Annotated in this window: 16 protein-coding genes and 1 pseudogene; 9 read left to right on the top strand and 8 right to left on the bottom strand. The window is 40.6% G+C overall.

Annotated elements, in window-relative coordinates; translation table 11 throughout:
• Positions 1-288 precede the first annotated feature (288 nt).
• The 8 genes from AACX33_RS24425 to AACX33_RS24460 all read left to right on the top strand — a co-directional run bounded on the left by AACX33_RS24425 (position 289) and on the right by AACX33_RS24460 (position 13,646).
• Positions 289-3,555 carry a beta-ketoacyl synthase N-terminal-like domain-containing protein gene (locus AACX33_RS24425; protein ID WP_193999689.1) on the top strand — a complete coding sequence of 1,089 codons (3,267 nt, stop codon included), beginning with the start codon at positions 289-291 and terminating at the stop codon, positions 3,553-3,555.
• Between the two features lie 373 nt (positions 3,556-3,928).
• A complete protein-coding gene (locus AACX33_RS24430; RefSeq protein ID WP_193999691.1) occupies positions 3,929-5,593 on the top strand; it encodes a PfaD family polyunsaturated fatty acid/polyketide biosynthesis protein in 1,665 nt (554 codons plus the stop codon).
• A gap of 14 nt (positions 5,594-5,607) precedes the next feature.
• Complete coding sequence (locus AACX33_RS24435) at positions 5,608-6,906, top strand: hypothetical protein (protein WP_193999693.1); 1,299 nt, start codon at positions 5,608-5,610, stop codon at positions 6,904-6,906.
• 233 nt (positions 6,907-7,139) lie between these two features.
• Complete coding sequence (locus tag AACX33_RS24440; RefSeq protein ID WP_193999694.1) at positions 7,140-7,427, top strand: 2Fe-2S iron-sulfur cluster-binding protein; 288 nt, start codon at positions 7,140-7,142, stop codon at positions 7,425-7,427.
• 224 nt (positions 7,428-7,651) lie between these two features.
• Complete coding sequence (locus AACX33_RS24445) at positions 7,652-8,947, top strand: phthiocerol/phthiodiolone dimycocerosyl transferase family protein (RefSeq protein ID WP_416209815.1); 1,296 nt, start codon at positions 7,652-7,654, stop codon at positions 8,945-8,947.
• Positions 8,948-9,133: 186 nt separating this feature from the next.
• Positions 9,134-10,663 carry a thioester reductase domain-containing protein gene (locus tag AACX33_RS24450; protein WP_193999698.1) on the top strand — a complete coding sequence of 510 codons (1,530 nt, stop codon included), beginning with the start codon at positions 9,134-9,136 and terminating at the stop codon, positions 10,661-10,663.
• 662 nt (positions 10,664-11,325) lie between these two features.
• A complete protein-coding gene (locus tag AACX33_RS24455; protein ID WP_193999700.1) occupies positions 11,326-11,631 on the top strand; it encodes a phosphopantetheine-binding protein in 306 nt (101 codons plus the stop codon).
• Positions 11,632-11,768: 137 nt separating this feature from the next.
• A complete protein-coding gene (locus AACX33_RS24460; protein WP_193999703.1) occupies positions 11,769-13,646 on the top strand; it encodes a TubC N-terminal docking domain-related protein in 1,878 nt (625 codons plus the stop codon).
• A gap of 154 nt (positions 13,647-13,800) precedes the next feature.
• Here AACX33_RS24460 and AACX33_RS24465 read toward each other — a convergent pair whose 3' ends face one another.
• The 8 genes and pseudogenes from AACX33_RS24465 to AACX33_RS24500 form a co-directional block, all read right to left on the bottom strand.
• Complete coding sequence (locus tag AACX33_RS24465) at positions 13,801-15,060, bottom strand: alkaline phosphatase PhoX (RefSeq protein WP_193999705.1); 1,260 nt, start codon at positions 15,058-15,060, stop codon at positions 13,801-13,803.
• A 318-nt stretch (positions 15,061-15,378) separates the two neighbouring features.
• Positions 15,379-16,299, bottom strand: coding sequence for a manganese catalase family protein (locus AACX33_RS24470; RefSeq protein ID WP_193999707.1), 921 nt, complete (start codon positions 16,297-16,299; stop codon positions 15,379-15,381).
• Between the two features lie 330 nt (positions 16,300-16,629).
• On the bottom strand, positions 16,630-16,971 hold the full coding sequence (locus AACX33_RS24475; RefSeq protein WP_193999709.1) for a cupin domain-containing protein: 342 nt from the start codon (positions 16,969-16,971) through the stop codon (positions 16,630-16,632).
• Between the two features lie 6 nt (positions 16,972-16,977).
• Positions 16,978-18,156, bottom strand: coding sequence for a zinc-dependent alcohol dehydrogenase (locus AACX33_RS24480; RefSeq protein WP_193999711.1), 1,179 nt, complete (start codon positions 18,154-18,156; stop codon positions 16,978-16,980).
• A gap of 139 nt (positions 18,157-18,295) precedes the next feature.
• Positions 18,296-18,685, bottom strand: a complete 390-nt coding sequence (locus AACX33_RS24485; protein WP_193999713.1) for a hypothetical protein — start codon at positions 18,683-18,685, stop codon at positions 18,296-18,298.
• A gap of 26 nt (positions 18,686-18,711) precedes the next feature.
• A pseudogene (locus AACX33_RS24490) lies at positions 18,712-19,197 on the bottom strand (SRPBCC family protein); the annotation flags it as partial.
• Positions 19,198-19,265: 68 nt separating this feature from the next.
• The gene (locus AACX33_RS24495) at positions 19,266-20,357 is read right to left on the bottom strand and encodes a DJ-1/PfpI/YhbO family deglycase/protease (protein ID WP_193999717.1); all 1,092 of its coding nucleotides are present in this window, start codon (positions 20,355-20,357) and stop codon (positions 19,266-19,268) included.
• A gap of 74 nt (positions 20,358-20,431) precedes the next feature.
• Complete coding sequence (locus AACX33_RS24500) at positions 20,432-20,836, bottom strand: DUF2267 domain-containing protein (RefSeq protein WP_193999719.1); 405 nt, start codon at positions 20,834-20,836, stop codon at positions 20,432-20,434.
• A 411-nt stretch (positions 20,837-21,247) separates the two neighbouring features.
• Between AACX33_RS24500 and AACX33_RS24505 the strand changes: the two genes are divergently transcribed.
• Positions 21,248-21,646, top strand: a complete 399-nt coding sequence (locus AACX33_RS24505; RefSeq protein WP_193999721.1) for a DUF6335 family protein — start codon at positions 21,248-21,250, stop codon at positions 21,644-21,646.
• Positions 21,647-21,744 lie beyond the last annotated feature (98 nt).

Consider the following 21,744-nt stretch of genomic DNA (forward strand, 5'->3'; position numbering starts at 1 on the left):
GTGCTGTAATTATCTCTGATATAGCAGTCCTAAATCATTTCTAAACCTCTTCACTTGGCGACCTTCTCCCAAGGGGAGACGCTACGCGAAGGCGACTTGGCGGTTCAATAAATTCATAAATCAAAGAGGATGGCTATAGCTTGCGGGGCGTTCGATAGAACAAACCGCATAGTAGGCTTTACGCGCAGCCTATGCCCCCACACAAAGACAGGAAAATAAATTCAGTGCATTTCTTAATTAGTAAATATTACAACTGCCGTTTTACATTACAGTTTTAGGAGTTGGGTGATGGAAAAATTCACACAGAATCAAATACCTAAAATAGCAATTGTCGGGATGGAATGCTATTTGGGTGGTGGCTGCGAAGGATTGGATACTTTTGAACAGAGCATTTATGAAGGAACGCAACATTTTATTCCCCTACCTGATCAGCGATGGACAGAAATAAAACAGCCAGAACTGCTACTTGAAAAATATGGGTTTCAAGGTAGTCAAGCACCATTAGGAGCATACATTCAAGATTGGCAAATTTCAGCAAAAGCCGGGGCTAAATTTAATCCTCAAGAACTTTTAATGCTTCAGGTAGCTGATAATGCTTTCAAAGATGCGGGTATTCATCCAGGAGCAAAAGTTGCCGTAATAATCGTTAGTGCCGCAGAACTTGCTCTTTCTCAAAGTACACAAATTGAAGAGCCATATATTGAGAATAACCTGGGTAATTATATTTCTCAATTGTGGGAATTCACTGGAGCATCATTCACATTTACTCCTGAAGGAAGCTCTGTTTTCAAAGCTTTAGAATTGGCACAAAAGCTACTAAAAAACAAAGAAGTAGATGCTGTTTTAGTCGGTGCAGTAGAAAAATCGGGGGATAGTGGGAGTGTTTTACTCCGCAATCAAATCACCGCAATCAACACAGGCGTTAATACTCTCAGTTACGACGAAAATGCTAATGGCTGGATGGTCGGTGAGGGTGCAGCCGCCATTGTCTTGAAGCTCCACGAAACTGCAAAACAACATAACCGCATCTATGCAGTAATTGACGCACTTAGTCTTGTAGAAAATCCCACATCTCAAATTAACTCAATTCCTACTGCCATAAATGCAGAAACTATAACTCAAGCTTGTCAACAGGCGTTTCAATTAGCAGATATCAAACCAAAAGACATTGGCTATTTAGAAGTTATTGGTAGTGGTATTCCATCACAAGACGAGTCAGAGATTCGGGGTTTGCTCCAAGCTTATAGGACTTCTGAAGCCGATCTGAGTTGCGCCTTGGGTAGTGTCAAAGCTAATGTCGGTCATACCTATGCGGTATCGGGGCTGGTTAGTATAGTTAAAACAGCACTTTGTCTATATCGCCGCTATATTCCCGTAGTTCCCCAGTGGTCTAGTCCCAAAATGCCAGAGATTTGGCAAGATAGCCCCTTTTATGTGGCGGGGGAATCCAAACCCTGGTTTTCAGACCAAAGAATAGCTGCTGTTAACGGTATGGAGGTAGATGGGAGTTATGCACATTTAATTTTGTCAGCGGCAGTAGGTCAGCAAACTCATGGTAACAATTATTTAGAGCAAATTCCTTATTATTTGTTTGCGATCGCAGCTGATGATCAAGCCAGTTTATTAAAGCAGATCCACACTCTACAACAAACTATCACTGATTGCTCCTCTTTGAAAGCTGCTGCCAGGGAAACTTTTAAAGCTTTTCAACAGCATCAACAGCCAACTTACACCCTGTCTATTCTCGCACGCAATCAAGAAGAATTAAACCGGGAAATTCAGCGTTCCTTACAGGGTGTTAATGTTGCCTTTGAAACAGGTAAAGACTGGCAAACACCTGTAGGCAGTTATTTCACAGCCAAACCACTAGGCAAAGACAATGATATCGCCTTCGTTTACTCTGGTTCTTTCAATGCATATGTGGGCATCGCCCGGTATCTCTTCCGCTTTTTTCCCCAAATTTATGATGACTTGCTAAATAGAGGCATTGATCACCGAGCGGCTAGTATAGAGAAATTGCTTTATCCCAGAAGCTTAACAAAAATCTCCAAAAGGCAATTAGAAACCATCGAAGAAAAATTGATGGATGATGCCGTAACATTATTGGAATTTGAAGTATACTTTACCGGATTCATGACAGCAATTCTCCGAGATTATTTTCAAATTCAGCCGCAGTCGGCATTTGGATATAGTCTAGGTGAAACTAGTATGATGTTTGCTCAAGGTGTCTGGAATAACTTTAAGCAAAGTAGTCAAAACTTGAACTCATCATCCTTGTTTAAAACTAGACTAGTTGGCTCCAAAAATGCCGTGCGCGAATATTGGAGATTGCCCCAAGATAATCATATTCCAGACCAAAATCTTTGGTGTAACTATGTTCTCTTATGCCCACTAGCCCGTGTTAGAGAAGCCATTAAATCGGAAAACCGCGTTTATTTGACTCTGATAAATACTTCAGATGAAGTTATAATTGGTGGTGAACCACAAGCCTGTGGAAGAGTCATTGAAACCCTCAAATGTGTTGCTTACCGCACTCCTATCAAGCACGCAATTCATTGTGAGCCAATCCACTCTGAGTACAATGAACTCGCCCAAATCAACACCTTACCCGTTGAAAACATCAAAAAAACTGTTTTCTATTCCGCAGCAGAATATAAACCTATTCCTCTCGATAGTAATTCTATTGGTCACAACATTGCCAAAACGCTATGTCAAGAGCTTGATTTTCCTCGGCTAGTGAACCGTGTCTACAATGATGGTTCTAAAATCTTGCTTGAAGTAGGAGTTGGCGGTAACTGTTCGCGTTGGATTAGTAAAATACTCCAGGGAAAAGAACACTTGACCGCTTCACTAAATAGAAGAGGAATAGATGATCATATTTCTATTATCAGAGTATTAGCAAAGCTGTTAAGTCACAGAGTAGAAATGGATTTGTCGCCACTGTATTCTCTATCGCCAGCAAATTTAAGTCACAATCAATCAACAATGGAAGCTATCACCTTAGATAGTCATAAAACTGATGAAAAATTCCTCAAAGTTCATCACCCGAAAATAGACCCAGAGGTATTTTCCACCTCATCAGTTAATTTACTAGAACAGCAGCATGAATTACTGCAATTTAGGGAACTTGCCAAATCTACATATTCTCCGAGCCAAAACTTGATCACAACTGAGAAAAAAACTATTATGAGTAGCTTAATCAGCGAGAGCTTACCAGAAAATCTGGCTTTTGATCATCCGAATAAAGCGTCTAGTCTCTTAGTGAGCGATCGCATTACTTTACCTAAACCAGAATTACTAGATGATCATCTGATGATCACAGAAAAAGAAAGTTCCAAAAACTTATTACCCGCTGACGAAATAACGGATAGTTTCCTTGGCAAAACCCAGCTACCTAATTTACGTCGTCCTCACTATCAACATCTGAATCAGAACGCTGCCCGGATGACCGAAACCCACGCTACTTTATTAGAATTTCGTCAAGAATCACTACATCAAATCAGCGCCCTAGTACAGCAACAACTAGAGTTATACCAAAACTTATTTGACAAATAGTTCCTTACAGCGATTTCCAATTAAGTAGGTGGGTATGGAAAAACCAAACTATATTACGACTCGTAAATACCCATAAAACCCTTACCAATGACCAATGACAAAGGACAAATGACGACCCCTGCCAGTTAACTTTATTTACGCCCACCTAAGTTATATGAGGTACTCTTAGCCCCCTCATCGCTTGCGGGGAGGGGGTTGGGGGTGGGGTTCTTATACCTCATAGCTGTAATGCTACAAGTCCCCTGATTTATCTGTAGGTCGAACCAAAATACAACGCGCACTAACCAAAATCCAAAATTCTTTGACGAATGAAGCCATTTAATTAAGCCAAGTATTTCATCAAATCCTGAAAAATTCTCAAGCTAAAAACCCGATGATCACAAATAATCTCCTCAACAATAAACGCAGCAACTCACTGTTAAAAACCTCTCCCTTTTTTGTCAACCATAATCAAACTTGGCAAGGCTCATTAAATACCATATCTTTTGATGGCAATGGTATCAAAGCTAAACTCCTTAACTTAGATAAACCTTGTTACATCATCAGAGTTGAAGATAAAATTGGTGTCACTAATCAAGGATACTTGCTTCCTGCCCATAATGAACAAATAGGACAAGCCGAACTGTTAATGTCTGTTCCAGCTATGCAGATGCAACAGTTAGGCGATCCCAATTTTCTCAATTTTCACAATGTGAAATATGCCTATACTACTGGTGCAATGGCTCATGGTATTGCTTCTGAAGAATTAGTAATTGCTTTGGGCAAAGAGAAAATTTTAAGTTCATTTGGTGCTGGAGGTTTATCTCCAGCCCGTGTGGAAGCAGCCATCAATCGTATTCAGCAAGCCCTACCCCAAGGCCCTTACGCCTTTAACTTACTCCACAGTCCCAGTGACCCAGCCATTGAACGCTGTGTCGTTGATTTATATCTGAAATATCAAGTCAGAACCATAGAAGCATCTGCCTTTTTGGATTTGACTGATAACATTGTCTACTACCGAGTTGCGGGACTAGGTTTGAATGCAGCCCATCAAATTGAAATCAAAAATAAAGTCATTGCCAAAATTTCTCGCCGAGAAGTTGCCACAAAATTTTTACAACCAGCACCTTACAAAATTCTCAAGCAATTAGTACAGCAAGGTCTAATCACTGAATTACAAGCAACTCTAGCCGCAAAAATTCCCATAGCTGATGATATCACCGTAGAAGCAGATTCTGGCGGTCACACAGATAATCGTCCTTTGGTTTGTCTATTACCATCCATTTTGGAATTAAGAGATCAAATTCAAGGCCAATATGGTTATGAAAAACCAGTCAGAATCGGAGTAGCCGGAGGAATTGCCACTCCACAATCAGCCTTAGCTGCCTTTATGATGGGCGCTGCTTATGTTGTGACTGGTTCCATTAACCAATCCTGTATTGAAGCTGGAACTTCGGAATATACCAAACAATTATTAGCTCAGGCAGAGATGGCTGATGTGATGATGGCTCCAGCCGCAGATATGTTTGAAATGGGGGTAAAACTGCAAGTTCTTAAAAGAGGAACTCTCTTTCCTCTCAGAGCGCAAAAACTATTTGATTTATACAAAAACTATGATTCAATTGAAGATATCCCTGCTGCCGAAAGAGAAAAACTAGAGAAACAAGTTTTCAAAACTAATCTAGATGCGATTTGGCAGGAAACAGTTAATTACTTATCTCAACGTAATCCCGATAAATTGCACAAAGCAGCCAAGAATCCTAAGCTTAAAATGGCTTTGATTTTTCGCTGGTATTTAGGATTATCTTCTCGTTGGTCTAACTCTGGTGAAAAAGGGCGGGAAATTGATTATCAAATCTGGTGTGGCCCGGCAATGGGTAGCTTCAATAACTGGATAAAAGGTTCTTATTTGGCAGATTTAAATAATCGCCGAGTCGTTGATGTTGCTAATCAAATTATGACTGGCGCGGTATTTTTATACCGAATGCAAGTTTTAAAAATTCAGGGATTAGAAATGCCAACTTACTACAGCACATATCACCCAGTTGATTTTAACTAAAGGAGCAAAATCACATGAATATTATCGAAATTAATAACCGCATTACCAGAATTCAAAATAGACTTTTTGAGCAGGCACATACTCAGTCCTTAGAATTAAAACCCGTTGCTATAGCGCTAAATAAGCAGGGAATTAAAGCAGGCAAACTGTACTGTAATCCAGGTATGATTCCCTTACCCATGCTATTTTCTGAGTATTTACGTTCTCTAAATACTAGTCAAAAATCAATTTTATCCGCAGCATTCTTTGCCAATTTCTATAAGTACATTGCCAATAGCGAATCTCAAGCTATTGTATCTAACATGAATGTCTCCGATAAACTTTTTGCCCCATACTCAGACGAATATATGGTTCTTCATCAGGAAACAAATGAAGAATTGGATCATATTTGGTCTTTCCGAACTATACATAAAATGGTTTGTCGAGAAATAGGAATTCAAGACTCATTTGATGAGCCTGGCTTTTTTTATGGCAGTTTCCGACCTGTACCTCAATCTGATTGGGAAAACTTAAATACTAGTTTTACTTTTGATGTAGACCTCAGCAAAACTTTATCTCATTTGAAGAAAGGTAAAACTTTTCTAAACCAGCTAATAGAGCAGATGGAGTTACAAGGTAGGAATTGGCTATATCGAACTTTACGGTTCATGATTGGTGATGCTATCAGAATGCTACCCGCTGAAATAGTTCAAGAAAATGGCTTGGGTAGTTTATGGTTACTGTACCGATATATGGCTAATATCGAGCTAAAACAAGCAGAAAGCTATTTATTCGACGACCCAGAAAATTTTGACTATGACCCATTAGCTTTTGAATTAAATCAGGCTCACATAACAGATGAAGCTCGCCATTACACAACATCTTTTGATTTAGGATTTGAACTATATCAAAAAGCTCCTCCAGAGGCTCAAGATTTCATTCGGTATGCCATGCAAAAAATTGTCGAAGACTACATTAATGCTTCTTTTACAACTTACCTGGAGAAATTAGACCTAAATAATCAGGGAATTGTATTAACTGACACCAGATTGGGGATTAATTCCCTATGTATGTCTTTACAACATCCTGAATTCGTTAATAAGCCGGTAGAAATGAATGAACTCATTCATTCTTGGAGAGATATGAGCTTGAGTTGGCGTAAAATTATTGGTCCCTTAGAACAAAAGAGTTGGCGCTATAGAGCGCAGCAAATAGCCCGTCTCCTTCAAGCACTGGAACTTGAATTAAGTCAAGAATTTTTAGGTAACCGCTATAACCGTTATCAAGATGCTTTAGGAACTAAAGAAATTCAAAGATTGATTGAAGTTGCCTAAAAGTTGTGGCGTTGCTGAGTGCAAATACGAATTAGCCAGGCTACGCTAGGGAAGCGTTCATGTTCTCGGAGCGTGGCGTTAGCCATAGTGTGCCGTAGGCTCTAGCACGAAGTGCATTAGGCGCAGAGAGTAAGAGTTTGAGAGATGGAATTTTGCAATTTCACACTTCAATTCAGCAACGCCAAAGTTATTGTAACTGTTAACCCTGTTTCATAATTCCGAGGAGTTCAGAGATGATCGCATCTATTCATTTTGAAGACGACAAAAAAACACTTCAAGTTGAAGCCAGTCAACCCTTAACGAAGATTTGTGATGAGCATCCTGTTTCAATCTTATTTGGTTGTCGTTGCGTTGCTTGTGGAACCTGCCTGATAGAAATTTTGAGTGGGATGGATAATCTCTCTCCCATTAGAGAGGAAGAGCGCATTTTACTAGATATTTTGGTTCCAGATCATCCCAATCTTCGTCTAGCTTGTCAATGCGTAGTGCAGGGTGATATTCGGATTCGAGTAGCTAATTAACCTTCGGTTTTTACGTAAAAGTATCGGTTTTTTTTGCAGATACAAATTAGTAGCAAAAGCTAATAATTTAGTCTCGTCTGTCTAACTGTCTACTTTTCCAAAAATTCTGCCAATTGGGAAATAATCAAAATATGAGTACATCTAATATTTTACCAAGTCTCACCCAAGAGGATGTTCAAAAATTGAGCGGAAATGATAGAAAATTGGGATGCCTTGAGCAGGCTATGGAAAAGTTAAATAGCAGTGCTAAAACCTGGAACATAGTCACTATTAGTCGCATCAAAGGACCTCTAAGGGCAGAAATTCTCAGACAGGCTCTAGATATAATTCAGCACCGCCACCCCCGACTTAATTCACGAATTGTCCGTCTTAGAAATAGTCTGCGTTTTCAAACTGAAGGAACAGCAAAGATTCCTTTGCGTGTTGTGGAAAAGTTTGATCATCAGCAGTGGACAGAAGTCGTTAAACAAGAAATGAACCAGGCAATTGATAGCAGCAAATATCTGATGCGAGCTATACTTGTGCAAATCCAGAATAATAACCATGAAAATTACTTAATTACAACCGGACATCATGCTATTGGCGATGGTTTATCATCCATCCATCTGCATTCAGAAATCTTGACTTATTGTCAGCAAATTGTCTCTGAAAACCTGATTAAACCAGTTCCTAGTTTACCCTCCTTGCCTCCTGTAGAAGAACTATTGCCTACATGGACAAGGAGGTTCAAAGGTAAAATATTCAGTACATTATTTATGTTGCACCTGGGGCTAAAAAAAATTTGGCATCGACCACAAACATTAGGCTTTGAAAATTATGTCCCTATTCCCCAGCGTCGTTGTGATATTGTTCACAGGCAACTTGACGAAGAATTAACCCAACAGTTAATTAATTGTTGTCGGCAGGCAAATACGACAGTAAATAGTGCCTTGTGTGCGGCAATGATGTTGATAATTGCCAGCCAAATCAGTAAAAATAATAGCCAAGATATCAGAGTAAACTGCCTATCTTATCTTGATTTACGGAGACATCTAGAATCGAAAATTAGCAACGAGCAGATGACTGTATTAGCTTCATCTATTATGGGGTTTTATACTATACAGAAAAACACATCCTTTTGGGAATTATCACGGCAGGTGAAACAAAAGTTGGAAGCTAGTACAAAGAGCGGCGATATTTTTAAAATGATTTTAGTCGCAAAGTATCTGATAGATTTTTCTCTCACCTACCCTAAGCAAGTAGCTGCTACGGTATCTGTATCTAATGCTGGTAGAGTCAATATTCCCAAAGATTATGGTGAATTTGAACTAGAAGAGATTAGTTTTCTTGGTTCTCAGGCTTTATATGCAGGTATGTTCGTTACCCATGCTTCAACTTTTCAAGGAAAAATGCTGTTGAACTTTGTGTTTTCTGAACCTTCAATTAGTCGCCAGAATATGGAGAGCATTGTCAATCAATTTATCTCTTATATTTCCCATGTTTGTGACTTAAAGGTTCAGCCGAGTTTAACTAAAGTTTAATCTGCATTTGAGTAAGTCGGCGTGAAAATTTCAATGTATGTCATTGCGAGTGGAACGTATCGATAAAGCGCAGCTATGCCGTAGACTTTACGCGTAGCGTGCCGGAGGCTCTAGCAATCGCAAGGGTCTTAAGCTTTTTACATTCTGTTACATACCAGACCATGATAAATTAGGTGAGACGTGAAAATGATGCTAAAACAATCTTATAGTGCAGCAGATATTCAAGCATGGATAGTCACTAAAATAGCTGAATTCATAGAAGTAGAAGCCGAGGAGATAGACATCAGTCAAAATTTAGAAATCTATGGTTTAGATTCAGCGCAAGCAATGACTATAGTAAGTAATTTAGAAAAGTTTTTAGGATTTCAAATATCTCCGGTTCTTCTATGGCACTACCCTAATATTGAATCTCTTTCACAGCGTTTAGCTGAAGAGTTGCAAGAACGTTTAGTTGAAGACAGTCAGACAAACTTCTCTAACGTCAATCTTGTTGCTCCGGCTCTAGATTTGGGTGCTGAGGCTGTACTTGACCCTATGATTAACCCTAGCTTTGTATCTAGCGCTTCTATTGGTGAACCCAAGAATATCTTTTTAACTGGTGGAACCGGATTTTTAGGGGCTTTTCTCATCCGGGAACTACTACAAGAAACCGATGCAGATATATATTGCTTAGTGCGTGCTGCCAATTCAACAGAAGGCAAAAGCAAACTGCAAAATAATTTGTCACAGTATGCAATTTGGGATGATAAATTTAATTCGAGAATTTTCCCAATTGTTGGTGATTTAGCTCAACCACTTCTGGGTATTGACTCTGAACAGTTCCAGATATTAGCTAGCAATATTGATACCATTTATCATAGTGCGGCTTTGCTGAATTATGTTTATCCTTATTCAGCAATGAAAGCAGCCAACGTTCTAGGAACTCAAGAAGTTTTGAGATTAGCTTGTCAGACCAAAGTCAAGCCTTTACATTATGTTTCCAGTGTGGCTATTTTTGAATCAACTGCTTATACTGGTGATGTGGTGGAAGAAAATGATGAATTTAATGATTGGGAAGGTATTTATCTTGGTTATTCTCAGACTAAATGGGTTGCCGAAAAGTTAGTTAAAATTGCCCGTAATAGAGGTTTACCCGTAACTATTCATAGACCACCATTAATCTCAGGAGATAGCCAAACAGGAATTTGTAACAGCCATGATTTTATCAATTTAATGACCAAGGGCTGTTTACAGATGGGATATTTTCCCGACATGGATTATATGTTGGATATGTCTCCTGTAGACTATGTAAGTAAAGCCATTGTTTATCTATCAAGACAAACAGAATCTATAGGTAAAGCTTTCCACTTACAACATCCCCAACCCATTGCTTTGAAAACCCTATTTGAATGGATACGCTCTTTTAATTATCCGGTAAAGATGATTCCTTACGAACAATGGCAGGCAGAGTTAATCAATCAGAACTCTTCTGTGGACAATCCTTTGTACACTCTGCGACCCTTTTTACTAGAACGTTGGTCTAATGAACAACTGACAATTCCAGATTTGTACCTCCAAGCTAGAAGACCTACTATTAGCTGTCAAGAAACTCTTAAAGCGCTTGCAGGTAGTTCTATTGTTTGTCCGCCAATAGATTCTCAATTGCTGATGACTTATACTTCCTACTTGATTCAGTGTGGTTTTTTGGCTTACCCCCCGGCTGAAGTACGGGGGTAATGGCTAAATTGGCGGGTGGTTATTGGTTATTTTTTCCATCTATAGCAATCCTAAATGATATGTGAGAGTTCAACAAGGCTCAAATCCTGATAAAACAAGGATTTTTATCTACGTATTTTCTCACAATTGGGGTAGGATTGCTATAGCATCTAGTACCGCAAGGCGGAAGTCAAAAGTCAAAAAGCTTTTAAGTTGGGCTTTTGAACCTTTTGAAAGGGTATCCATATTTACGCCATGCTGTACTAGTAATGATAAGAATGAGATTCCCGCCGATTTTATTGACTCTTGCTTAGTTAGCATTGTTGGTAATAGGTTAAAAATATGAGTAATAAATTCGTTATTTATTGCTTATATTTCTGGCTTTTCCGTACTTGTTATGCCAAACTATAGAACTCCTATTTAAGCAGGGCAAACGCATCTAAATTACTCTTGATCGCAACAAAGGTTAAGAACCAACGAGAAAATGAGGATTTCGCGTTTTTTTATTTTTAAAGCCCCAAAGCGATCGCCTAAAAATTTCGTAATAAGCAAGAGTTAATGACATTAGTTTTGATTTAGATGAAGGACAGATTTATCTATTCAATTGCAAACTGCTCTATGTTGAAAAATCAATTATATTTTATCACTTTCATCATCTAGATACTTTTCTTTAGAGGTCAAAAATGATACAACTCCAGCCTAACCCAAATGCTATTCAATCTTATACTGTAGAAGAAATTGAAACTTGGCTAGTCTCCCAAATTGCTGAACAGTTGAATATTCAAACTGATGAAATCGATGTTAAAGAACCTTTAGATAGCTACGGGTTGGATTCAGTCCAGGCTATGATGCTGGCAAATAAAGCAGAGAAATTTTTGGGATTTAAGCTGTCTCCTCTGCTGATGTGGCATTACCCGACTATTGCATCACTATCCAAGCGTTTAGTGGAAGATTTGGAAGATTCCGAGTCAGATATATTTCAGATTTAATTACTGACATTTTGGACTATTCTCAATAATCTTCAACTGGGAACTTTCCAGAAAGTAAAAATAAGGGTGTGAGCGAATGTAAACATTCGCCACCCTAATTTACTAAAATTTTGCAACAATTGGGGCATTTTGAAACTATGAAAGCATCAGAAATTGTGACAACCCTCACTCAAAAAGGTGTCTATATTTGGGTTGATAATGGCAACCTCAAGATTCGTTCTCCTAAGGGTGTAATTACCCCAGAAATTCAAGCAAATCTCATGGCTTATAAAACAGAGATTCTGGCTTTTATCCGCGAAATAGATATAACTCCAAATTCTGAAGTTATGCCTCTAATGCAGGGGTTAAACTTACAGACTATTGGACGTTTAATTGGGGGATTTGTGGGAAAAACTACTGGGGAATATAAGCCACCAATTATTGACCCTAAAAAGATGGCTCAACAGTTAATGGTTACCTTTAAACCTCTGCCTAAGAATTATAAAAATGCAGAAATTTTGCAATTCCGCCAAGAATTAGAAAATTATCTCAGGCAATATGGTGTCAAAATTATTCCTTGGGAGCAAGCCATTACCGAGTTTAGTTATGATATATTACTGCCGATAATTAACCAGAAGAAAACCTTTAAGATTAAGGGAATTAAAGCGGCAATCAATGCTGTGATTGATGTTGAAGATCCTCCTTCTTTGATGAAAAAACTGGGAATTTGTGCTGCTGAGAATTGGTATAGTTTTTATGCTGATTTTATCTTTAAAAAACGAGAAATGTCTGTGGTAAATATTGCCAAGATTAGTAGTTGGGCTGAAGACCATGCAGCTAAATATGTGGAAGATCCTACTAATACTCAGGTTATAGTTTTAACAAAAATAGATCATGATTTCATTAACCCAGATATACCATATCAAGAAAAGATTAGTATTGGTTTAAACACTTTGATTAGGACTTTTTCGGAAATCGTAATTGGAGTTGCTGCTGATAAAATTTCTATTTTAAATATGAATCTTTCTGACTCCATTTTTTTAAAAAAGGAAATAGAAGAATTTGTTTTTAAATCACTCATACCGAAAGTTTTTGTGCCAATTTCCCCACTTTTATTGAATCGATTTGAAATAGGAGAGTATCAACCAGAAGAATCTATCTATGCTAAAAATTTAGTAAAATTGGGTCAAGAACTAGCATTAACAGGTCTATTTCCTCCTGGGTTTAAACTCAATGAAGTAATTAAAAGGAAGTCTCATAGAGATATTGTCAATGTGATTGTAAACGGTAGAACAGGAGTTTCATATGGTTTTGTGGCTTATGCTGAACCTCCGCAATATTTTGGTGCTAAGGAAATAAATCTCACCGAATGGGAGAGTTTATCACCTGTTGAGGGATTTAGCAGCAATGAACTCCGTGAAAATGCACAAAATAGACGTTATCTCAAAACTCAAATCAGAGGGGAAGATGTATTTCAGCAAATCCCCGACATTTGGATCGTTAGCGCTCGTTCAGGGTCAAATAAAACCAACTTGAATATTGCCAGTGATGTGATCAGAATTGGTTTGAAAGAAAAATTATATCTGGAATTACCTCAAGGTGTTGATACAAAGCAGGCAGATATCAAACCTTCTTATGATATTTATGTGATGCTGGCTATTAGTTTGTCTGCGGCTTTATATGCGCCAGATTTAATTAAAGATGGTGCGCCAATTGTCCATTTTCACGGCTATCCAGCATTTGATTGGTTTAAACCGAATGAATATTGTGTGGGAGTAGATAACCCTTCTGTACCTTGTGGTACTTATGAATCGGGGGTATTCAATTTTTTGGGTATTTCTAGTTTAGCAAATCAAGGGACGGCGAATATGTCTTTGGTCAGCTTAGTGGAACCAGATCATGGGACAAATTTTATCGCACATGATTTGGAATATCTGGTGGAAAGATTGAAAACTGGATGTGCCGAGGGGCAAATTGAGTTAGGTGGTAAGCATTTTGCTTCTCTGAAGGCTAATGTTGAAAAATGTGGAATTTGAACTACTCAGACTTGCCTACGGCTTCGGAGCTTCTGCCCTCTGCCTTTCTGCTCCCAAATCAGCCGATAGATCAACTATTTTTACCGAGTTGAAGTCAGGGTAGGAATTCAGCTATGGCGATCGCTACCCTAACTGGACTGAAACAGGAGTAGGGTTACCAGGGTCCCCAGATAGCAAAGGTTATTCCTGGTGTTTGCATATTTACAAACATCGTCTGACCATCGGGGGAAAAGCAAATCCCGGCGAACTCTGATGTGTTGAGGGCATTCTTGGCAAACTTGTAAAGACTGCCACTGGGAGTGATACCCAGAATGTAATCCGTTCCATCCCCATCTTCACAGAGGAAGATATCTCGGTTGGGGAAAACCACAAGATTGTCTGGATTGTCTAGCACACCAGAATTGTTGGGTTCAATATAGAGTTCAACGGTATTATTAACGGGCGAATAACGCCAGACCTGCCCATCTCCAGAACTACCTCCACTCTTGCAAGTGAAGTAGACATAACCACTGCCATAAAAGATGCCTTCCCCACCTGAAAACCTAGCAGCACCTTTGTTATATCCTTCTGTTCTGACGGTATCAGTGCTGGGATCAGGATTAATAATCTGGACCCATTCCACCGCTTTCGGCGTATTTTTGGGGAAACCTGTAGCTGTGTTGATTCCAGACGACCCTGTAATCTTTAAGGCGTATAGCAAACCGCCAGCACTCAGGTTGTTGTTTTGGTTAGGAACGAAGCGATAGAACAGCCCGTTCCCCCGGTCTTCCGTCATGTAGATATGCCCTGTGTTGGGGTCTACAGCGGCCGCTTCGTGATTAAAGCGCCCCATCGCGGTTAGTGGAACGGGGGTAACAAAAGTAGTTGCGCTACTGGGAACTTCAAAAACATAGCCATGCTTCTTGTTGTTATTGGTTTCAAAGGTTTCCTCACAGCTTAACCAAGACCCTGAAGGCGTAGGGCCACCGGCACAATTGCGAATGGTTCCCGCCAGGACTCCCCGATGGCTTACCAAGGTACGGGAAGAACTAACGACCAGTTTAGTGCAACCGCCCTTCGCACTTGAGTTGTACTTCTTGTTATTAGGAGCGCCCAGACCATTGCTAGAAGAGGGAGCGAGTTCATGATTGCGAATTAGAATCGTACTGCCATTGGAACCTGCAAAAGCACCCATACCATCATGACCACCAGGTACCTTGTAACCATCATTCATCGTTTGACCTGTTTTGGACAGTTCAAGGTAGTTGAATCCAAATGGTAAATCTAATACTCCGTTGGGGTCGGTGACTAAATTGCTGTAGGGACCGGCAGCGATCGCAGGTTTAGCATAAAATGCTTGCAAAGGAGATAGAAGGACAGCACCTGTAGCCGATGCCCCTGCCATTGTAAAAAACTGACGGCGCGATAGATTCAATGTATACTCCTTGATGTTTTGGAGGCGGCTTATTTTGTAGCAACTAGCCAGCCTCAATTATCTAGGAGGAACAGATTTTTCAAATTAATAAGCGGTTAAACAAAGATTATTAAAAGCATTAATTTAATTTAGATGTAGCGCCGGGCAATTCTAATCGCTTTTTGTCTAGAAAAATTAATATTTATTAGGAATAAAAAACAGTATTAATACGTTACTGCAAATGGGTTTCCCTTGAAGTTGAAGTCAAAAAGTCATAAAGAACCCCACCCCGTAAACTTGAACTTCAAGGTGGAGTTCCAAATTTATGTTGTAGCAATACTAGCTGCGGATATTGATGCGGTCAACTAAAGGAGGGGCGCTGGAACCGTTACCGTCGGTTTGCCGATTTTGGGGCGTACCGTGCAGTTTTGGTTCTGGCTGTGGTGGTTGCGGTTCTGGGCCTAGGGGTTGCGGATGCTCAATATATTCAAATTCTCCTTTACCATCCATTGAACGCCCTTTTGCCCAGCGACCTGCGGCGCTTTCATTACCTTCTGAGTGATTCCAGAACTGATAAGCAACTTCGCGTTTCTCTAATTCTAGAGGGAAGGAACTGGGAACGGGTGTACTTTCTAGTCCAGAATCTTTTAGATCCTCGATCGCTGCTTCCCACTGATTTTGGTGCATGGTGTCACGAGCGATCATAAAGCTTAAGGTATCTTTCACTCCAGGATCATCGGACATTTCATACAATCGCACAGCTTGCAAGCGTCCCTGAGATTCTGCGTGGAGATTAGAGCGAAAATCTGCCATGAGGTTGCCACTAGCGACGATAAAACGACCATTCCAGGGGAAACCAACGCTGTCAGCTGGCATTGCACCTAAACCGGAAACGATCGCGTGTTGAGGGTTCATGGCTGCTGCCATAATCATCTCTCGTGGGTTAGTACCACCCATCACCGCACCGACTACGGCATCTTTAGCCCCTTCTTCTTGGACTTTAACTGGGGCTTTATCGAGGAGATGGGCAATCATTGTCGCTAGCATCTCAATGTGACCAATTTCTTCAGTGCCGATATCTAGCAGCATATCTCTGTATTTAGCAGGGCCGCGGCAGTTCCAACCTTGAAACAGGTACTGCATCATCACGGTCATTTCGCCAAATGTACCACCGATGAGTTCTTGAATTTTCATCGCGTAGACTGCATCTGGTTTTTGTGGGGGCTTGAAGTACTGTAACTTTTTCTGGTGATAAAACATTGGGGTTCCTATTTGATTGATGGCATCGACAATTGCACTAATTTGTGCTGCTTATGCTTTCTAGGAAACTAACCAATTCTGATGTCTACATCATGCTGGTGGTATATAAAAACATGGCAGGATTTGTAACTCCAGATGTACACAAAAATAGATAAATTATTTGTGTTGAGATATATTGGTCTAGGTTGTAACAGTTATCAGTTACCAGTCAAGAGACATAAGCTAATCGGCATTTAAGTCGCATAAAATGGGCGGGCAAGACTTGTACTGAGCTTGTCGTTCGCGTAGCGTCTCGTAGAGAAGTATGCCCACCCCACAAGATTGATCATCTTAATTCTCATCTCGTCCATGAATTTGAGCAGGGGGACTTGTGGCTTCAACTGCGGTAAATGGTTCGAGGATTTTGTAAGTATGATTTGCCCCTTTTGGTACTACCCAAGAACTTCCTGGTTCTAATAAAATCATTTGCCCTTCTATGTGCAGTTCCGCCCGTCCTTGAATTGCATAGCCAACTGTTTCATAGTCGCGGGAGGTAGGTTGTTTATCGGCGCTTGGTTGTTCATCTTCCCAAAGACGCATAGAAATTGATTTCCCAGAAGCTAAATATTTCTGTCCAAGTTGACCTTTGGGGGAATGGCTAGAGTCGATTTTTTTAACACTTGTGTCAGTCATATTTAATTAATTTCCTGATGGTTTGAGAACAACTTTGATGCAGTTATCTTTTTTGTGTTTGAAAATTTCGTAGGCGTGGGGTGCTTGTTCTAGAGGTAAGCTGTGGGTGATCACAAATGATGGATCGATTTCACCATTTTGAATCCGTTCTAGTAAAGGTTGTAGATACCTATGGACGTGTGTCTGTCCCATTTTGAAGGTCAGGCTTTTGTTCATGGCTGCACCCATTGGCATTTTGTCGATAAAGCCACCGTAAACTCCGGGGATTGAGACTTTACCAGCTTTACTACAAGTTAAAATTACTTGACGGAGGGCGGTGGGGCGGTCTGTTTCTAGGCGTACTGTTTGTTTTACTTGGTCGTATAAGGCCATAAAATCTGTACCGTGTGCTTCCATACCCACTGCGTCTATGCAAGCGTCGGGGCCACGTCCACCGGTCATTTCTTTGAGTGCTTCCCCAATTTCTATGTCTTCGTAGTTGAGAACTTCGGCTTTACCGTATTCTTTAGCCATTTGTAGGCGTTCGGGAATGCGATCGCAAGCAATCACTCTTTCTGCACCCAGGAGATAAGCGCTGATGATGGCAAATTGTCCTACAGGGCCGCAACCCCACACAGCAACGGTATCACCGGGTTTGATGTCGCAGTTTTCAGCGGCCATGTAACCTGTGGGAAAGATGTCTGTTAAAAACAATACTTGTTCATCTGTTAAATTATCGGGTACTTTGAACAAGCCAACATCAGCAAAGGGGACTCGTGCGTATTCTGCTTGACCACCTGCGTAACCACCCAATAAGTGAGAATAGCCAAATATACCGGATGGTGAGTAGCCCATTAACTTTTCTGCCATCCAAGCATTCGGGTTGGAGTTGTCGCATAATGACCATAATTGCCGTTGACAGAATAGACAGCCTCCGCAAGAAATGGGGAAGGGAACTATTACGCGATCGCCTATTTGCACATTCTTGACTTTACTCCCTAGTTCAACGACTTCTCCCATGAATTCATGACCCAGGATATCGCCTTTTTCCATTGCGGGAATATAGCCGTTATAAAGATGCAAGTCTGAACCACAAATGGCGGTGGAAGTAATTTTGACAATGGCATCACGCGGGTTGATAATTTTGGGATCAGGTACTGTTTCTACCCGCACATTGTTTGCTCCTTGCCAGCAAACTGCTTTCATGGTGATTTATCCTTATTTATTAGTATCCTCTGGTGGTTTTATTGGAGTTATAATATTTTTCTAACCACAGAGGACGCTGTTCGCGTAGCGTCTCGTAGAGAGGACACAGAGAGAGAAGATTTTTTTATCTGTTGTTAGCTTATGGTCTATTTTCTTGATAGTATCCGTGTCGAGTGCCTGTAATTGGCTCTACGGTATCTTCAACTTGGTTTTGGACTGAATCTAAAAACTCTTTTGTGGCTCTAGGAGTGGGTTCATCCAGGTTGAGCTTTTCTCGCACATTCTCAGCAGTTTCTTTGAGGTTCTTCTGAGCATTATTAACCTGTCGGTCATTTCTAATTGGGGCATTATTATCGGGCGTACCTTTGTAATAAATGCCTTCTGGAGTTTTCACTGTGTCAGCTTTCGCTAACAGCATATCATTACCGTAGTTGAAAATCTGAAATGAGAAAAAGGCAACACCTATCAGAAAAACTATGATTATTTGGCGCAGAAGGATATTTTGTAACCAAGAAAATACGCGTTTCATAAAAATCCTCACTTCTAATTGGATAACTATTTTTGTCCAGTTGGTTGTCCTGCGGTTGTGGCAATTTCGCCAGTTTCCATCAACATTTTGAAACGGCGTAAATCATCACCAATTTGTTGTTTTGGTTCTTCACCAAATAATTTGGCAATGACAACACCTAAAGCCCCACCAGGAGGGTTATATTTGAGGACAACTTTCACTTCCGTACCGCGATCGCCTGGGGCTGGTTGAAAACTGACAAAACCAGAATTATCAACATCTGCACCTGCTACAGCAGCCCAAGAAATAAACTCGTTTTCTCGATCTTCTACAATGTCTGCATCCCACTGGACACTCTGCCCTAAAGGAGCATTAGCCACCCAGTGAGAACGCTGTTCGTTGTACACTTTCACAAATTTGAGATGCTTCATAAATGTGGGCAAGTTCTCAAAGTTGTGCCAAAAGCGGTACAGTTCATCTGCTGGTTTATTGATGGTTACTGTCTTTTCAACTTTGATAGGTTGGTTCATGCTTAATGGCTCCTAAGTAGGGAGTAGGGAGTGAGGAAAAGCTAATCCCCAATTCCTTAGTCCCAAATTATCTACACAGCCGCCCCTGTAGTCGGCTTGGGAGGCTGAAGTTCAGTGCCTACGCGTCCTCGATATAACTCTGCTAATCGCTGCTCGTATTTCAGCAAATCGTGGTAAATTTCTTTGAAAATTGCGGTGGCTACTGGGTCAGTGTACATGGCACATAAATTGCCAATATCGCCTATACCTGTTTGCACATCTCCCAAGGCGCAACGTAACTGATAGATGTCATCGCTACCAGTGAAGGCACTTTTGACTTTGGCATATTGATTGGCGATATTTGCCACTAGGGAAGGTTTTTCACCAAGTCTGTCCAGATAGGTTTCCAATTTCTGAATATGGCGCTGTCTATGACTAATCATCTCTTGAAAGAGCGATCGCGCTTGGCTATCTGATTCTTTTTCGGCGTACTGTTCCAAGGCTTCTATTGAATAACGCTCCCCACTCAAAGCTGTATTCAAGCCTTTCGTGATTTCACCTTTGGTCGAACCACCCCAAGCATCCGCCAGTTTCCACCACTCAGCGCTGGTGTCATTCTCCTCTGGAAGTGCAGCATCTTTACCACCGTAACCCAGACGACTAAGCAGCGCTGTGGTAAAAATCGCTAAGTCTCCTGGTTCGCGAGAGGTAATTAAATTCCTGTCCACCACCAACGGCTGATCGAGATAATTTGCACCTGCATTGATCATGTCTTTGCGGATAGCACTAAAGCCAGTGGCTTTTCTACCTTTGAGCAAATCACCTTCAATTAAAAGTTGTGGCCCGTGACATACCGCAGCTATCCATTTTCCTTGTTGCATAGCCTCTTGTACGAAGCGGACTGTGTTGGGGTTCCGCCGCATTTTGTCGGGAGCCATACCGCCAGGAATTACCACTGCATCAAATTCCGCAGCTATGGCTTCTGTGGTGGTTGCGTCGGGTTGTACCGAAAGTTTACCTCGTTTACCCTTATATTTTTCGTTCATCCGTGAACCGAGGACAACTACCTCCATTCCAGCTTGTTTTAAGCCATGACAAGGAATAGTAAACTCTATATCCTCAACTCCATTTTCAATGAGGATAGCAACTTTTTTCTTACCGGAATGATTGTTAGAATTTGTCATGAATTTTTTCTATTTTTAGAACTTAACCAAATACATTGATCTGCCAAAATACGATGCTTCTTGATAATTGCCGCTTACATTGCTGGAACTTCACTCGTTGGCGATGTCGTAAACAGTTCTTCGTAATCATGAGAGAAATGAGCATGAAACTTGGCAAATTTCTCTGGATTGATCGCGTTTTGTAAGACTGCAAATACAGCCCGGACATGAATTGCGGTTGTTGTCGGTTCTATATTTTCTCTTTGGCTAACACGGGAAATAAATTCTTGCAGGTTGAAAGATTCACTACCTTCCCCTTCTCGCCCTTGCAAACATTGGCCTAGTTCTTGGGGTAATTCTGCTGCTAACTCGTTGGCTTCATCAACGGGGACACGCTCTTTGAGCGTTTCTAAAGTAGCACGAGTAGCACTTTCTGCCTCTTCACGAGCATTTGATTGAGCTAGGCTTTGTACATGAGTAATAAACTCGTCGTATTTCATTTTCGACCTCCGCTACTCCAAATCGATGCTTGGTGTTTATGAATCAACTAAGATTTAAATTTTGAGTTCCAAAATACTTATGAGCAGCAGTAACTCATAGAAGATAACGATGGATCGATGACCAATCGTTCCTTGATGGTACAAACTTCCAGATTTGTTTGTGGAATCAATTCCAAATCCCAAATCTCAAATCAAATTGTTTGACTCCTAACTCATAACTATCTAAATTTAACTACTACAAGTGGCTTTACCTTGAATTTATACTTACTAGATTATGAGCTAATCACTATTTTATCTTCGTTCTCAGGGGATATATTTTTTATCCCTAAAGTAATACATCTTTGGTGATATAGGGTTTTGATCTGGCAAGGTTATGATAAATGGGTAAATAAAGTGAAAATGAATATTTTTATGATTGAAAATAATCTGAATGAAGAAATTAATCCTGATGATTTAGCGCCCGAAATTACCGAATCCTACGGTACTGGTGTCAAAGATATGCCGGGGTATAATATTGGTGGGCGATCGCTCAGGCAAAGAAACCGCGAATATACACATACCAGTCCGGAAATTACTGGTGGTGATGTTGATGCTGGTTGGCAAGTAGAGGATGCGGTAGGAGATGAAGCTGTGGGTGGTACTGCGCCTACTCCTGATCAAAATGTGACTGACGAGTTAGGAGAAGCGGTAGGATTACCGATGAATGACAAAACTTTTCTCCACACCCACGATATTCTAGAGCAGCGTGATGATTCTCGCTGGGAATTAGATCCCATGTCTTCTGATGATTATTCAGAACGGAAATCGTAAGTAGGTGGGGAGTGGGGGAAGAAGCAGGGGAGCAGGGAGCAGGGGAGCAGGGAGCAGGGAGCAGGGGAGCAGGGAGCAGGGAGCAGGGGGAAAAATTG

Origin of the sequence: Nodularia sp. LEGE 04288, from assembly GCF_963896525.1 — a bacterium.
GTDB lineage: Bacteria > Cyanobacteriota > Cyanobacteriia > Cyanobacteriales > Nostocaceae > Nodularia.

Bases quoted from the DNA above. Each gene is read 5' to 3' on its own strand.
- AACX33_RS24480 (WP_193999711.1), bottom strand. From the start codon at position 18,156: ATGAAAGCAGTTTGCTGGCAAGGAGCAAACAATGTGCGGGTAGAAACA.
- AACX33_RS24500 (WP_193999719.1), bottom strand. From the start codon at position 20,836: ATGAAATACGACGAGTTTATTACTCATGTACAAAGCCTAGCTCAATCA.
- AACX33_RS24460 (WP_193999703.1), top strand. From the start codon at position 11,769: ATGAAAGCATCAGAAATTGTGACAACCCTCACTCAAAAAGGTGTCTAT.
- AACX33_RS24470 (WP_193999707.1), bottom strand. From the start codon at position 16,299: ATGTTTTATCACCAGAAAAAGTTACAGTACTTCAAGCCCCCACAAAAA.
- AACX33_RS24455 (WP_193999700.1), top strand. From the start codon at position 11,326: ATGATACAACTCCAGCCTAACCCAAATGCTATTCAATCTTATACTGTA.
- AACX33_RS24425 (WP_193999689.1), top strand. From the start codon at position 289: ATGGAAAAATTCACACAGAATCAAATACCTAAAATAGCAATTGTCGGG.
- AACX33_RS24445 (WP_416209815.1), top strand. From the start codon at position 7,652: ATGGAAAAGTTAAATAGCAGTGCTAAAACCTGGAACATAGTCACTATT.
- AACX33_RS24505 (WP_193999721.1), top strand. From the start codon at position 21,248: ATGATTGAAAATAATCTGAATGAAGAAATTAATCCTGATGATTTAGCG.
- AACX33_RS24495 (WP_193999717.1), bottom strand. From the start codon at position 20,357: ATGACAAATTCTAACAATCATTCCGGTAAGAAAAAAGTTGCTATCCTC.
- AACX33_RS24475 (WP_193999709.1), bottom strand. From the start codon at position 16,971: ATGACTGACACAAGTGTTAAAAAAATCGACTCTAGCCATTCCCCCAAA.
- AACX33_RS24450 (WP_193999698.1), top strand. From the start codon at position 9,134: ATGATGCTAAAACAATCTTATAGTGCAGCAGATATTCAAGCATGGATA.
- AACX33_RS24435 (WP_193999693.1), top strand. From the start codon at position 5,608: ATGAATATTATCGAAATTAATAACCGCATTACCAGAATTCAAAATAGA.
- AACX33_RS24430 (WP_193999691.1), top strand. From the start codon at position 3,929: ATGATCACAAATAATCTCCTCAACAATAAACGCAGCAACTCACTGTTA.
- AACX33_RS24440 (WP_193999694.1), top strand. From the start codon at position 7,140: ATGATCGCATCTATTCATTTTGAAGACGACAAAAAAACACTTCAAGTT.
- AACX33_RS24485 (WP_193999713.1), bottom strand. From the start codon at position 18,685: ATGAAACGCGTATTTTCTTGGTTACAAAATATCCTTCTGCGCCAAATA.